The organism is Mycobacterium sp. 852013-51886_SCH5428379 (assembly GCF_001665575.1).
Taxonomy (GTDB): Bacteria; Actinomycetota; Actinomycetes; order Mycobacteriales; family Mycobacteriaceae; genus Mycobacterium.
The window spans coordinates 45555-59936 of the sequence record NZ_LZSU01000051.1; the positions used below are offsets into that span (position 1 = coordinate 45555).

The window sequence follows — 14382 nt, forward strand, 5'->3', positions numbered from 1 at the left end:
AAGGAAGAGGAGACTGCAGTGTCGGGCGGAATGAGTTTCGAGCTGACCGAGGATCAGCAGCTGATCTACAAGTCCGTCGGCGAACTCGCCGCGAAGTTCGACGACCACTACTGGATGGAGAAGGACCTGGGGCACGAGTTCCCCAGGGAGTTCTACGACGCCATCGCCGGCGGTGGCTGGCTGGGCATGACCATCCCCGAGGAGTACGGCGGCCACGGGCTCGGGATCACCGAGGCGACGCTGCTCGCCGAGGCGGTGGCGCGCTCGGGCGGCGGGATGAACGCCGCGAGCTCGATTCACATGTCGATCTTCGGCATGCATCCGGTTGTCAAACACGGCTCTGACGAGCTCAAGGCCCGGACGCTACCGCGTATCGCCACCGGGGATCTGCACGTGTGCTTCGGTGTCACCGAACCCGGTGCGGGACTGGACACCTCGCGTATCACGACCTTCGCCAAGCGCGACGGCGACTCGTACGTCGTCAACGGTCGCAAGGTGTGGATCTCCAAGGCGCTGGAGTCCGAGAAGATCCTGCTGCTCACCCGCACCACCCCGTACGACGAGGTGACAAAGAAGACCGACGGGATGACGCTGTTCCTGACCGACCTCGATCGCGCGCACGTCGACATCCGTCCCATCCCGAAGATGGGTCGCAACGCCGTCAGCTCCAACGAGCTGTTCATCGACGATCTGCGCATCCCGGCGGAGGACCGGGTCGGCGAGGAGGGTAAAGGATTCTTCTACATCCTCGACGGCCTCAACCCCGAGCGCATGCTGATCGCCGCGGAGGCGCTCGGCATCGGTCGCGTCGCGCTCGACCGGGCGGTCAAGTACGGCAACGACCGGCAGGTGTTCAACCGGCCGATCGGTATGAACCAGGGCATCCAGTTCCCGCTCGCGGACTCGCTGGCCCGGTTGGACGCCGCGGAACTGGTGCTGCGCAAGGCGACCTGGCTCTACGACAACGGCATGTCCTGTGGCCGCGAGGCCAACATGGCCAAATACCTCTGCGCCGACGCGGGATTCGACGCGGCGGACCGCGCGCTGCAGACCCACGGCGGGATGGGTTACTCGGAGGAGTACAACATCTCGCGCTTCTTCCGTGAGTCGCGGCTGATGAAGATCGCACCGATCAGCCAGGAGATGATCCTGAACTTTCTCGGTTCCAACGTTCTCGGCCTGCCGAAGAGTTACTAGAGATGAGCACAGCTCCGCTTGCCGGTATCACGGTGATCGCCCTCGAGCAGGCGGTGTCGGCGCCGATGTGTACCCGGGTGCTCGCCGACTTCGGTGCGCGGGTCATCAAGGTGGAGAACCCGAACGGCGGGGACTTCGCCCGCCACTACGACGACGTCGTCCACGGTCAGGCTGCGCACTTCGTGTGGGCCAACCGGAACAAGGAGTCGGTGAGCCTGGATCTGAAGTCGGCGGCCGGTATCGAGGTGCTGCACCGGTTGCTCGACAGCGCCGACGTCCTGGTGTCCAATCTCGCGCCTGGCGCCACCGCGCGCATCGGGGTCTCGCCGGCGGATCTGAAAACCCGTCACCCGCAGGTGATCCCGGTCGAGATCGACGGCTACGGCGCGGGCGGGCCGATCTCGCACAAGCGGGCCTACGACCTGCTGATCCAGGCCGAGTCCGGGGCGTGCGCGGTGACCGGGCACCCGGGGATGCCCGCCAAACCCGGTCCGCCGGTGGCCGATATCTCCACCGGCCTCTACGCCGCGCTGTCGATCATGAGCCTGCTCTACGCCCGCGACGCCGGGGGCGCCCAGGGCGCTGCACCGGCGGTGGCGGTCAGTCTGTTCGACACGATGACCGACATCATGGGCTACCAGCTGGCCTACACCCAGCATTCGGGCATCGACCAGCAACCGCTCGGGATGAGCTCACCGGCGGTGGCACCCTACGGCGCTTTCGCGACCCGCGACGGCCAGACGGTCGTCCTGGGCACGACCAACGACCGGGAGTGGCAGCGGCTGGCACGCGACATCATCGACCGTCCGGATCTCGCGGACGATCCGGCGTTCGCGGGGAACGCCGACCGGGTGGCTCGGCGCGACGTGCTGAACGAGGCCATCGGATCGTGGTGTGCGCAGCACGATCTCGCGCACATCCAGAAGACGGCCGATGACGCGGGTATCGGGAACTCCCGCTACAACGTGCCCAGCGAGGTCATCGGTCATCCGCAGCTCAGTGCCCGGGACCGCTGGCGGCCGGTGCAGACGCCGAACGGTGAGATCTCCGCACTGCTGCCGCCGCCGGTGATCGAGGGATACGAACAGCCCATGGGGGCGGTGCCCGGACTCGGGCAGCACACCGACGCGATACTGCGTGGGTTGGGGCTGTCGGGCGAGGAGATCGATGCGCTGCGTGAGCAGGGCGCGATCGGCCCGGCGCACGAGTGATACGAGAGCAGGAGAACACATGCGCGAGACCGTGATCGTCGAGGCCGTCCGGACACCCGTCGGCAAACGCAACGGCGGCCTGTCGGACATGCACGCCGCGGATCTGTCGGCCCTCGTGCTCAACGAGCTGGCGACGCGGGCCGGTATCGATCCCGACATCGTCGACGACGTCGTCTGGGGGTGCGTCTCCCAGGTGGGCGACCAGTCCAGCAACATCGGCCGCTACGCGGTGCTGGCCGCGGGCTGGCCGGAACGGATTCCCGGGACGACGGTCAACCGTGCCTGCGGCTCGAGCCAGCAGGCACTCGACTTCGCCGTCCAGGCCGTGATGTCAGGGCAGCAGGACGTCGTGGTGGCCGGCGGTGTCGAGGTGATGAGCCGGGTGCCCCTCGGTGCGGCGCGCGCCACGGGCATGCCCTACGGCCCCAAGGTGCTCGAGCGCTACGACGGGTTCTCGTTCAACCAGGGCATCTCGGCCGAACGCATCGCCGAGAAGTGGGGCTTTTCACGGACCCGTCTGGACGAATACTCCGCACGCTCCCACGAACTCGCCGCCGCGGCGCAGGACGCGGGCGCGTTCGACGACCAGATCGTGGCCGTGACGCCCGGCGAGGGCGCCGCCGTCACCGCCGACGAGGGCATCCGCCGCGGCACCTCGGTCGAGAAACTCGCCGGCCTCAAACCGGCCTTCGCCGAGGACGGCGTGATCCATGCGGGCAACTCGTCGCAGATCTCCGACGGTGCGGCAGCCCTGCTCGTGATGACCGCCGAGGAGGCCACGCGCCGGGGGCTGACGCCGATCGTCCGCTACACCGCGGGTGCGGTCACCGGCGCCGATCCGGTGCTCATGCTGACCGGACCGATTCCGGCGACGGAGAAGGTGCTGAGCAAGGCCGGCGTGGGCGTCGACGAGGTGGGCGTGTTCGAGGTCAACGAGGCGTTCGCGCCGGTTCCCCTGGCATGGCTGGCCGAGACCGGCGCGGCCGAGGACCGGCTGAACCCGCTGGGCGGCGCGATCGCCCTCGGCCACCCGCTGGGGGCGTCGGGCGCCGTGCTCATGACCCGGATGATCCACCACATGCGCGACAACGGAATCCGCTACGGGTTGCAGACCATGTGCGAAGGCGGCGGCACCGCCAACGCCACGCTGGTCGAACTCGCCACCTGAACTCGCCCCCCAAGCCCGCCCCAAGATCTGCCGCCGAGGAGGCACTGTGCGTCGAGAGCTGTTCACCGAGGATCACGAGTCGTTCCGGGAGCTGGCGCGCGACTTCATCGAGAAGGAGGTCGTGCCGCAGTACCCGCTGTGGGAGAAGGCCGGCCGCATGCCGCGCGACGTCTTCAAGCAGATGGGCGCGCTGGGCATGCTCGGCATGTCGATCCCCGAGGAGTTCGGCGGCGCCGGCGTGGACGACTACCGCTACAACGTCGTGCTGCAGGAGGAGGCGGCCCGCGCGCTGGTCACCCTCTCGACGGTGCGCACCCAGCTCGAGGTGATCCTGCCGTACTTCCTGCACTACGCGAACGACGAGCAGCGGCAGCGCTGGTTCCCCGGGATGGCCGCAGGCACCCTGCTCACCGCGGTCGCGATGACCGAACCGGGTACGGGATCGGACCTGGCCGGGGTGCGGACCACCGCGGTGCGGGACGGGGACCACTACATCCTCAACGGCGCCAAGACCTTCATCACCGGCGGCATCCAGGCCGACCTCGTGATCGTGGTGGCGCGCACGTCGACCGATCCGGACAACCGGCGCCGCGGGCTCACGCTGCTGGTCGTCGAGGACGGGATGCCCGGCTTCGAACGCGGCCGCGAACTGGAGAAGATGGGCTGCAAGGTGCAGGACACCGCTGAGCTGTCGTTCACCGACGTTCGCGTCCCGGTGGCCAATCAGCTGGGGGAGGAGGGTGAGGCATTCAGCTACCTCGGTCACAACCTGCCCCAGGAGCGGTTGACGGTGGCGGTGGGCTCGGTGGCCCAGGCCCGATCGGCGCTGCACGCCACGATCGACTACGTCAAGGACCGCAAGGCGTTCGGGACACCGGTCGCGTCGTTCCAGAACACGAAGTTCGAGCTGGCGGCGGTGTCGACCGAGATCGAGGCGGCCCAGGCGATGCTCGATCGCGCGGTGCTCGACCATGTCGACGGGGTGCTGTCCCGGGAGGACGCCGCTCGCGTGAAGCTGTTCTGCACCGAGATGCAGGCCCGGGCCGTGGATCGCTGTCTGCAGCTCTTCGGCGGCTACGGCTACATGATGGAGTATCCGATCGCGCGGCTGTACAACGACGCCCGCGTCGCCCGCATCTACGCGGGGACCAGCGAGGTCATGAAGGTGATCATCGCCAAATCGCTCGGCCTCTAGCGGTGGTTGACGTGCCCGGGGTTGATCTTCACGCCGTGGATGTGCCAATGCCCGGGCGGGCCGAAGATCTTGTTCAGGTGGCCGGGCGGCGGGAGCACTCCGGGACCGGGGCCGACGAACCCCGGGATCGGTGGCGGTGGCGGGAGCCATGGGTCGGCCTGCGCGGTCCCTACCCCGACGCCGAGGGCGGCGGCCCCGATCGCGCCGGCGACGATGGTGGTGGCGGCGATGCTGCTGGACTTCACGGTCGCGTCCTTCCGTCCGGTCGTCTTGCGACGTCTGGAACTTCTGTTGCGTCCCACCAATCTACGTCGGATCCGCGGGCCATGGTCAACGGCCGCGTGCCCTGACCTGCGGGTGTGATGACGATCTAAACCTTTCACCGGTGAGACCCTTGTCACACCGCGCAAACCAACCTACTGTGTGTTCACTAGGTTGGTTCGAACAGGGGAGTTCCGTGTCTGTGGCACAAACGCAGCGGCCCTACGCCGCACTCTTCGCCAAGGGCGAAGACCGCAGACAGCGGATCCTGGGCGTCGCGGAGCGGTTGCTGGCGCGCAACGGCTGGCGAAACACGTCCCTGGCGCAGATCGCGCGGGCCGCGGGCGTGACCCCGGCCGGTCTGCTGCACCACTTCGAATCCAAGGAACAGCTGCTCAACGCGGTCCTCGACGCCCGCGACACCGACGACGACACCCACGCCGACCGGTCGGGCGATCTGTTCGAGCAGATTGCCCGGGTGGCCGAACGCTTCCAGCGGGCCCCCGAACTCGTGGGCACCTTCACGGTGCTGCTCGTCGAGAACATCGCCGAGGACGCCCCGCTGCACGACCGGCTGCTCATGCGCCAGCGGGCAGCCGTGGAGATCGTCACCGAGATCATCCGGCGCGGTCAGCTCGCCGGCCGGTACCGCGAGGACCTCGATGCTGCTCTCAAAGCCATGGAGATCCTCGCCTTCGTCAACGGAATGGAGACCTCATGGTTGCTCGACCCTTCGATCCCCCTGGCCGAAGTGTTCCAGCAGTACGCGGAGTCTCTGGCCCGAGATTTCGCCCTGACCACGACACCGCCCCAAGCGTCCGCTCGATGAATACGGAGACCGAAATGCGCTACCGCCTCGACATCGTCAGTCCGTCCGTCACCGACGCCGTGGCCTTCGCCGGCGGCTGGCTGTTCGACCGCGCGATGGCCGGCTGGGATGTGACCGTACTCATCCCGAACACCGGAGAGGATGTCCGACCGCTGGAGATTCTGGGCGCCACGGTGCTGGACCTGGAGCCGGTGCTCGAATCCTGGACCGATCGTCCGCACCCACAGACCGTGTCGGTCGCGGCCGGATTGTTCGAGAACGACGAGCGGGTGCGCCGGCACGTTCGCAAGGCGCTCGACCACGGCCTCACCGAGGTGACGGTGTGGGGCGACCACTGTCCCGCGGAACTCCACAGCGACGTCGACGCGGTGCGTCACGAACTCAGCGCGGCCGCCCGGGCGTTCAAGTCGCAGGCGCTGGCCGCCGTGGGCGCCGACGACCGCGCTGCCGACCAGCACGTCGAGACCTTCCGCTGCGGCATGATGACCCGTCGCTCGGTGGCGACCGATCTCATCCCGGCCAGCTAGGTCAACTCGATAACGACCTTGCCGACGGCGCGGCCATCGGCGACCTGTCGCAGCGCGGCGGTGACGTCGTCGAGGGGGTGGACCGCACCGATGTGCGGTCGCACCTCGCCTGCGGCGAACAGCTCACCGAGCTCGGCTTCGTTGCGCCGGAATTCGTCAGCAGGAATGTCGCCGAATTGAAATCCTTGTATGACAACGCCTTTCACGAGAACCAGGTTGAGGGGTATCCGGGGGATCGTGCCCGACGCGAAACCGATGGTGACGAAGCGTCCCCCGCGGCGCAGCGCGCGCAGCGCCGGTTCGGACAGTTCGCCGCCGACGGGATCGATCACTGCGGCCGCCCCGTCGGGGACCGCGTCGCGCAGGGCGTCCCGCAGTGGCTGCGATCGGTGGTCGATCAGGCGGTGGGCGCCGTGATCCGATGCGGCGTCCAGCTTTTCGGCCGTCGACGCGACGGCGGTCACCCGGGCACCGAGGTGCGCCGCGAGTTGCACCGCACCCAGGCCCACGCCGCCTCCGGCGCCGAGCACGATCACGTCGTCGCCGGCGGCGATCCGGGCCACCGAGCGCAGCGCGTGGTAAGCGGTGCGGTGGGCCACGCCGAACGCGGCCGCTGCACGGTCGTCGACGCCGGCGGGGAGGTGGGACAGCGCAGTCGCATCGACGGCGATCTCTTCGGCGAACGCGCCGTACATGACGGTGCCGCCCACCCGGTCGCCGACGGTGAAACCTCCGACGCCATCCCCGATTTCGACGACCTCGCCGGCGAACTCGCTACCGGGCACGAACGGCGGCGGCACGGTGGCCTGGTAGCGGCCCGCGATCAGCAGTACGTCGGGATAGTTGACCGCGGCCGCGCGCACCCGCACCCGGACCTGCCCCGCGCCCGGTGTGGGCGGGGCCTGCTCGCTGATCCGCACCACCTCGGGGTCGCCGTGGACAGGGCAGACCGCCGCCCTCATCGGTAGTCGGTGGATTCGGCGAGGTCGGCGGCCGAACGCATGAGCGCCGGCACGATCGGGCCGAACGCCTGTAGCTTCCCGTCGTCGCCTGCGCGCTGGAAGCCCTGCTCGAGCACGATCGCGAGCTTCCAGCGGGCCAGCACGAGGTAATAGTCCAGGTCGTCGACTTGGCGACCGGAGATCTCGGCGTAGTGCGCCACCACCTGATCGCGGGTCGGCATCCCCACCATGTCCACATAGGACATCTCGTCGGCGGCGGGCGCGGAGGTGTCGGCGGGCCAGCTCTGCACCATCCACGCCAGATCCAGTTTCGGGTCGCCGACGGTGCCCATCTCCCAGTCGACGATCGCGGCGAGCCGCGCCGGAGCGCCGTGCCGGTACATCACATTGGCGAACTGATAGTCGCCGTGCATGAGACCCGGCATGAAGTCGAGTGGGCGATGGGCGCGCAGCCACTCGGTGGCCACGTCGAGCCCGTCGAGCTCGCGGCCCTTGATGCGCTCGAAGAATCCCGTCCACCGGTCGACCTGGCGTTCGTGATAGCCGTCCGGGCGGCCGAGATCGGCCAGGCCCCTGGCGCGCCAGTCGACCTTCGACAGCAGCGCGATGCCCTCCGCCAGTTGATAACTCAGCCCGGGCCGGGTGGACGGATCGCTGTCGAACGGCTCCGGCCACTTGCCGTGGGTATCCATGGGGGACCAGCCGTCGACGAAGCCCATCAGGTAGAAGGGGCGACCGAGGACCGCGGGGTCGTCGCATACCCCGACCGCCGCGGTGTGCGGCACCTCCGTGCCGTCGAGGGCTTCGATGATGCGCCACTCGCGCAGGATGCCCTTGTCGCGGTCCGGTGGCGCACTGGGCGGGGGCATACGCAGCACGCAGCGGTGCTCACCGCGGCGCAGCTCGTAGATGACGTTCTGGGTGCCGCCGGACAGGAATCGGGTCTGCAGTGATTCACCCGCGCCTGGCAGCGCCCGGCGGTCCATCCAGTCCGCAAGACGTGCGGTGTCCACGGTGGGTTCGGGATCGCTCACAGATTGCCCACCGTGGTTTCGAGGTAGTCGGCGAACTTGGCTCTCGCCGCATCCCGCTTACCGGGGATCCACTCGGTCGGCCACATCTGGTCGGTCGGACGGTAGTCGCGGAGTACCTGTTTGGCGACGGTGGTCTTGTGCACCTCGGTCGGACCGTCGGCCAGCCCCATCACCGCGGCGCCGGTGACCATGCCGAGGAACGGCATCTCGTTGGTGACGCCGAGCGCGCCGTGCACCTGCATGGCGCGCCAGGCGATGTCGTGCAGGACGGTCGGCATCACCACCTTGACCGCGGCGATGTCCTTGCGCACCTTTTTGTAGTCGTTGTACTTGTCGATCTCCCACGCGGTGTAGAGCACCATGAGGCGGAACTGCAGCAGCTGCGCATACGAGTCGGCGATGTAACCCTGGACGAATTGCTTGTCCGACAGCAGGCTGCCCTGGGTCTGACGGCTGAGCGCGCGTTCGCACATCATGTCGATCGCCTTGCGGGCCAACCCGATCGTGCGCATTGCATGGTGGATGCGGCCGCCGCCGAGTCGGGTCTGCGCGATGGCGAACGCCTGCCCCTCCCCGCCCAGTAGTGCATCGGCCGGCACCCGCACGTTGTCGTAGTGGATCAGCGCATGGCTGCCCTCGCCGTCGGCCTCCCCGTACAGGCCGACGTTGCGCACGATGCGCACCCCGGGGGTGTCGGTCGGCACGAGGAACATCGACATGCCCTGATAGGGGCTGACGTCGGGATTGGTCACCACCATCACGATGAGGAAGGCGGCGGTGGCCGCGTTGGAGGAGAAGAACTTCTGACCATTGATGATCCAGCCGTCCCCGTCGCGGACCGCGCGGGTGGTGAACAGGGTCGGGTCGGCGCCGGCGTGCGGTTCGGTCATCGAATAGCAGGAGAAGAGCTCCCCCTCGAGCAGAGGCCGTAGATAGCGCTCCTTCTGCGCGTCGGTGCCGTAGTGGGCGATGATCTCGGCGTTGCCGGTATCGGGGGCCTGGCAGCCGAAGACGATGGGCGCCCACTGCGATCGCCCCAGGATCTCGTTGAGCAGAGCGAGTTTGAGCTGACCGTGGCCCTGCCCCCCGAGCTCCGGACCGAGGTGGGTGGCCCACAGCCCCCGCTGCCGCACCTGCTCCTTGAGCGGATCGATCGCCTCCCGACGTCGCCCGTCCAGCGGGACGAACTGCTGGTGCGGGAACGCCAGGTCGAGCGGTTCCACCTCCTCGCGGACGAATTCGTCGGCCCAGTCCAGCACCTTCTGGTACTCGGGGTCGGTCTCGAAGTCCCATGCCATATCGAGTCTCCTTCTCAGCTCATCGTTTCCAGGAAGCCGGCCCAGTCACCGAACATCGCACGGTCGACGATCTCGATCCGCGTACCGCCCGAGTCGAGGTGATAGGCGAATGTGGGTGGACCGTCGCCCCGGGGGCCTGCCTCGAACGCGAAACCGCAGGCCGACAATTCCGCGGAGACCGTTTCGATGTCGTCGACCCAGTACCCGAGGTGGTGGGTGGTGCCGCCGGGCGCCGCGGTCCAGAGCGTGCCGGGGATCTCGGCGACCAGCTCCAGATGCGGTGCCTGCACCGAGAAGCACAGCCGGAACGGCACTTCCAGATCCCCGGCGGGTGTGGTGACGGGAACCGTGTACTCCAGGGTCTTCGTCCAGCGGTATCCCGCGACGGCGGACAGGCGGGCCGCGGTCGCCTCCAGATCGGAGACGACCACGCCGACGTGGTACAGGTCCGCCGCGGACAGCGGTGAGGTCATCTGTGCCTGCTTCGTAGATCGAACCCCGCGATCAGTGCCGCGATATCGGCGGTGACCACCTCGGCGAACGATCGGCCGCCCAAACCCCCCATCGCCCAGTGCCGTACCCCTTCGCTGACGTGCATCTGCGCCAGGCGCGACAGATGGGCGGCGTCGACTCCGGCGGCCAGTTTGCCGTCGGCCTGCGCCGTCGCGAACAGTTCGCCGAACATGTCGGCGTCGGTATGGGCATCGTCGTCACCGGCGAGGATCCGCTGCTCGTGGCGATAGCCCTCGAGGATCGTCTCCACGATCAGATCCGGGGGATTGCGCGCCATCGAGCGCTGCAGGCTGTGCAGCGCCTTGGAGATGACGGCCTCCACGTCGTAGTCACCACGCAGTTGCCGGCGCACCGTCGTGCGGGCGGCGCGGGTCGAGGTCAGGCCCACCGCGAACAGCACGTCCTCCTTGGCGGGGAAGTAGAAGTAGAACAGTGCGCGGGACACGCCTGCCGCCCGGCAGATGTCGGCGACGGTGGTCTGGGCGTAGCCGTTCGTCCGCCACAGCGCCATCGCCGCGGCCACCAGGGCCCGCTTGGTCTCGTGCGAGCGGGCGCGCTGGAAGGTGGCGCGACGTTGACCCTCGTCAGCTGGTGATAGCCCCGCCTTGGCCCGCATATATCGGACAGTATCAGCGGTCTGGCGCGGTGCCTATAGCTGACGTCTGTCCAACTAACTGCCCGGCGTCAGGCCCGGGCGATGTTCTCGACGATGATCTCGCAGGCCGATTCGTAGAACGCGCTGATGAGCGTGGAGAAGGACAGCTCGAAGGGATACACCATGTGAACGTCGAGCGGTTCGACGTGCCACTGCGGAAGCACCGGGACGATGGTGCGCTCGCGTAACTCGGCGGTGCAGATGATCTGCGTGGGCATCACCCCGATGCCGAGTCCCTCCAGGATGTACCGCTTGCACACCTGAAAGTTGTTCGCGCGGGCTCGGATCCGGGGTGTCAGCTCGTGTGTGTGCCCGTCACGGGTCAGGGTGAGCCTGCCGGGGCCGCCGAAGCCGAACTCGATGAAGGGCAGTCCGCTCAGCTGCTCCGGTTCGCTCACCGGCTCGGCCAATTCCGCGACGAAGCCGGCGGACGCGCACAGGAACAGCTCGAGGCTGAAGACCTTCCGGGCGATCAGGGTCGAATCCTGCAGCGGCCCGGTGCCGAAGACCACGTCGAAGCCGTCCCGGACCGGGTCCATCATGCTGTCGACCAGTCGGATGTCCAGTCGCGAGTGCGGATAGTGTTGCAGGAACGCCGCGCCGACGCGGGATGCGTAGTCGATGCCGAGGAAGACCGGCATGGCCACGCGCAATTCGCCCTGGGGTTCCTCCCTGCTGCCCTCGACGAGGGCCCGCACGCCGTTGGCCTCCGCCAGGATGTTCACCGCATGCTGGTAGATCTTCTCGCCGAGATCGGTGACCGTGAGCTGATGAGTGTTCCTGCGTAGCAGCTTGATGCCAAGGTCGGATTCGAGCCTGCTCAGCTTGCGGCTGACCGTCGACTTCGGCATCCCGAGTAACGCGGCCGCCTTCGACAGGCTGCGGTGCTCGACGACCTTGCCGAACACCAGCAGCGCACCCAGGTCGTAGGGAAGGTTCTGCTCCATGTTTCCTCCTCGGCTGCTGTTCCAAATATGCAACAGGGAGTTGCGACTTTCGGGCTGTTTCGCCAGAGCGGTTCGTTGTTACCTTCGGCGCGAAGGAGGGCCTCATGAGTCACGTCACACGGGTGGCCAAGCCCGCCGGCGCCCATTGGACCGACGCCTACCCCGAACTCGGCAGGGGACCGGTGTCCCTCGAGGACTGTGTCTCGACCGACTTCTACGAGAAGGAACGCGAACACGTCTTCAGGAAGACATGGCTCTACATGGGCCGGGTCGAGCAGGTTCCGAAGGTGGGCAGCTACTTCACGCGCGAGCTGAGGTTCCTGAACACCTCCGTCATCATCGTGCGTGGCAAGGACTCAGGGGGCGAGCCGACAATCCGGGCGATGCACAACATCTGCCCGCACCGCGGCAACAAGATGCTGTGGGAGGACGATCCGTTCCAGGAGGTGTCAGGGCGCGCTCCGCTGCTGTACTGCCGATTCCACGGATGGCGCTACAAGCTGGACGGCTCTCTGCATTCGGTCACCCGCAAGGATCTGCTGCTCGACTTCGACGCAGACAGCTGTCGTGTACCTGCCATCCAGTGTGAGGTCTGGGAGGGCTTCATCTTCATCAACCTCAATCCGCACAACACCGAATCGGTGCGCGACTTCCTCGGCGAACTCGCACACGATCTGGAGGGGTATCCGTTCGCGGGACCGCACGAGGTCTACCGGTTCAGAGCCGAATTGCAGTGCAACTGGAAGATATTCCTGGACGGTTTCGCAGAGAGCTACCACGGGCCATACCTGCACGCGTCGTCGTTCGGGGCGGTCACCGCGGAGGCCAGGGAAGCCTTCGACCAACCGAACCCGTTCACCGACGCGCTGGCCTAACAGCTCAAGGGCCCGCACCGGATGTTCTCCTTCGCCGGGGAGCCGTCGCGAAAGACCCCGTACTCCAAACCGATCGAATGCGTCATGGAGGCCAGCGCGGCGGGCCCGTGGAACAAGAAGCCCGATCGCGGTCCGATGCCACCGGGTATCAACCCGACCCGGTCGGAGAAACACGGCTTCGATTCGTATCAGTTCTTCCCGAACTTCGTGCTCATCTTCGGAGCGTCGGGATACACGGTGCACACCCACTGGCCCACCGGGCCGCATTCGCACCTCTTCGAGACCGAGGCGTATTACCAGCCGCCCACGACCCACCGCGAACGGCTGGGCCAGGAACTGACGATGACGTTTCTCAACGACATCATCCTCGAGGACGCGAGTCCGTCCGAAGGTCTGCAAGCGATGCTCAACAGCGGCGTACTCACGCACTTCACGATGAACGACGAGGAGATCCTGCTGCGCCACCTCCACAAGGTCGTCGGCGATTATGTCGATCAGGGAGTGGCAGCCCAGACGCAGCCGGTGAACCGATCATGACTGGCCTTCTGCCGCGGGAGTTCTCGCATCTGGAACATCTGGTCGACGAGTGGGCGATCGAGGACGGGCACCAGCGCTACCTCAAGCGGGTGAACAGTTCCATGGAGCAGATTCGCGCCTTCTATGACGAAATCTTCCCGAACGCCGAAGATGCGGTGGCCTACGTCGACAAGTTCGACTACGCCGAACCACTGCCCGACGACGTGGCGAACTTGCGCAACCTGCTCTACTCCCTGATCACGGTGTCCCTGGCGGTCGAGTTGTGGAACCAGCCCCGCGTGAAGCACTCGGCGAGCACGATTCTGACGAGAGTGAGCTGACTGCGATGAATCTGACCTCCGCGGGGCTTGAAGTCGTCAACGTCGCGCCCCGTATCGCCAGCGAGATCCGCACCGATCTGGACACCCTGCTCAGCGGCCGGGAAGCCGCCGGGATCCGCGCCATCCTAGAACAGCGCGGAGTGGTCTTCGTCCGCGGACTGGACTTCACCGACGAGCAGCAGGTGGCCATCGCCCGCACCCTGGGCAATCTGGTGGACAACGAGGGCGACAGCGGCATCTACAAGATCTCGCTGGACAAGAGTGTCAACCAGAAGGCGGACTACCTCAAGGGATCGATGTTCTGGCATTTCGACGGCTCGTTGCAGCCCTACCCCAATCTCGCGACACTGCTCCGCGCGGTGCGTCTCTCGCAGACCGGGGGAGAGACCGAGTTCTGCAACACCTACGCCGCATACGACGATCTGCCGCAAGCCGACAAGGATCTCATCGGCGATCTGCGCGTGGTGCACAGCGCCGAACGCTCGCAGTACTACGTGCGTCCCGAGATGAGCTACGAAGAACTCACCTTCTGGCAGAAGTCGCCGACGAAGGTGTGCCCGATCGTGTGGACGCACCGGTCCGGGCGCAAGTCACTGTTGCTCGGCGCGACGGCCGACTACGTCACCGGGATGCCGGTGGAGGAGAGTCGCGCGCTACTGACCCGCCTGCGCGACTGGGCGACCCAGCCTCAGTACGTCTACCGTCACGAATGGCAGCCGGGGGATCTGCTGATCTGGGACAACACCGGCACCATGCACCGAGTGCTCCCCTACGCCGAGGACAGCGGACGGTTGATGCATCGCACGATCCTGGCAGGCGAGGAACCGCTGCACTGACGTAGGTGCGTCGACGC

The 14382-nt window shown here is 67.1% G+C and carries 15 protein-coding genes and 1 pseudogene; 9 read left to right on the plus strand and 7 right to left on the minus strand.

The annotated features are described in order from the left end of the window. The first annotated feature begins 30 nt into the window (after positions 1-30). The 4 genes from A5757_RS20340 to A5757_RS20355 are packed head-to-tail and all read left to right on the plus strand — an operon-like array spanning position 31 to position 4771. On the plus strand, positions 31-1197 hold the full coding sequence (locus tag A5757_RS20340) for an acyl-CoA dehydrogenase family protein (protein ID WP_066837847.1): 1167 nt from the start codon (positions 31-33) through the stop codon (positions 1195-1197). A gap of 2 nt (positions 1198-1199) precedes the next feature. Next, on the plus strand, positions 1200-2408 hold the full coding sequence (locus A5757_RS20345; RefSeq protein WP_066837848.1) for a CaiB/BaiF CoA-transferase family protein: 1209 nt from the start codon (positions 1200-1202) through the stop codon (positions 2406-2408). 19 nt (positions 2409-2427) lie between these two features. Beyond that, positions 2428-3576 (plus strand): thiolase family protein, encoded by a 1149-nt coding sequence (locus A5757_RS20350; protein ID WP_066837851.1) that lies wholly within the window; start codon positions 2428-2430, stop codon positions 3574-3576. Between the two features lie 46 nt (positions 3577-3622). Next, positions 3623-4771 carry an acyl-CoA dehydrogenase family protein gene (locus tag A5757_RS20355; RefSeq protein WP_066837853.1) on the plus strand — a complete coding sequence of 383 codons (1149 nt, stop codon included), beginning with the start codon at positions 3623-3625 and terminating at the stop codon, positions 4769-4771. Here A5757_RS20355 and A5757_RS20360 read toward each other — a convergent pair. Further along, a complete protein-coding gene (locus A5757_RS20360; RefSeq protein ID WP_066837855.1) occupies positions 4768-5016 on the minus strand; it encodes a hypothetical protein in 249 nt (82 codons plus the stop codon). The two genes, A5757_RS20355 and A5757_RS20360, sit on opposite strands and share 4 nt — an antisense overlap. Before the next feature lie 218 nt (positions 5017-5234). On the opposite strand from A5757_RS20360, the gene A5757_RS20365 reads away from it, so the two are divergent. Next, entirely contained in the window at positions 5235-5861 is a 627-nt protein-coding gene (locus A5757_RS20365; RefSeq protein WP_369815985.1) for a TetR/AcrR family transcriptional regulator, read from the plus strand. A 14-nt stretch (positions 5862-5875) separates the two neighbouring features. Next, complete coding sequence (locus tag A5757_RS20370) at positions 5876-6388, plus strand: hypothetical protein (protein WP_066837860.1); 513 nt, start codon at positions 5876-5878, stop codon at positions 6386-6388. Here A5757_RS20370 and A5757_RS20375 read toward each other — a convergent pair. From A5757_RS20375 to A5757_RS20400, 6 genes are all read right to left on the minus strand, one after another. Continuing rightward, entirely contained in the window at positions 6385-7350 is a 966-nt protein-coding gene (locus A5757_RS20375) for an NADPH:quinone oxidoreductase family protein (protein WP_066837863.1), read from the minus strand. The genes A5757_RS20370 and A5757_RS20375 overlap by 4 nt on opposite strands. Beyond that, positions 7347-8336: a phosphotransferase family protein gene (locus tag A5757_RS20380; RefSeq protein WP_066838676.1), complete on the minus strand. Its 990-nt coding sequence runs from the start codon at positions 8334-8336 to the stop codon at positions 7347-7349. Before A5757_RS20380 ends, A5757_RS20375 begins: the two co-directional genes overlap by 4 nt. Positions 8337-8380: 44 nt before the next feature. Beyond that, the gene (locus A5757_RS20385; protein WP_066837866.1) at positions 8381-9682 is read right to left on the minus strand and encodes an acyl-CoA dehydrogenase family protein; all 1302 of its coding nucleotides are present in this window, start codon (positions 9680-9682) and stop codon (positions 8381-8383) included. Positions 9683-9696: 14 nt separating this feature from the next. After that, on the minus strand, positions 9697-10155 hold the full coding sequence (locus tag A5757_RS20390; protein ID WP_066837869.1) for a VOC family protein: 459 nt from the start codon (positions 10153-10155) through the stop codon (positions 9697-9699). Continuing rightward, positions 10152-10811, minus strand: coding sequence for a TetR/AcrR family transcriptional regulator (locus tag A5757_RS20395; RefSeq protein ID WP_082929601.1), 660 nt, complete (start codon positions 10809-10811; stop codon positions 10152-10154). Before A5757_RS20395 ends, A5757_RS20390 begins: the two co-directional genes overlap by 4 nt. 68 nt (positions 10812-10879) lie before the next feature. Then, entirely contained in the window at positions 10880-11797 is a 918-nt protein-coding gene (locus A5757_RS20400; RefSeq protein ID WP_066837872.1) for a LysR family transcriptional regulator, read from the minus strand. A 104-nt stretch (positions 11798-11901) separates the two neighbouring features. Here A5757_RS20400 and A5757_RS20405 point away from each other — a divergent pair. From A5757_RS20405 to A5757_RS20415, 3 genes and pseudogenes are all read left to right on the plus strand, one after another. Continuing rightward, a pseudogene (locus A5757_RS20405) lies at positions 11902-13209 on the plus strand (aromatic ring-hydroxylating dioxygenase subunit alpha). Continuing rightward, entirely contained in the window at positions 13206-13529 is a 324-nt protein-coding gene (locus A5757_RS20410) for a hypothetical protein (protein ID WP_066837875.1), read from the plus strand. Before A5757_RS20405 ends, A5757_RS20410 begins: the two are co-directional and overlap by 4 nt. 5 nt (positions 13530-13534) lie before the next feature. Then, positions 13535-14365 carry a TauD/TfdA family dioxygenase gene (locus A5757_RS20415; RefSeq protein ID WP_066837878.1) on the plus strand — a complete coding sequence of 277 codons (831 nt, stop codon included), beginning with the start codon at positions 13535-13537 and terminating at the stop codon, positions 14363-14365. The last annotated feature ends 17 nt before the right edge of the window (positions 14366-14382 follow it).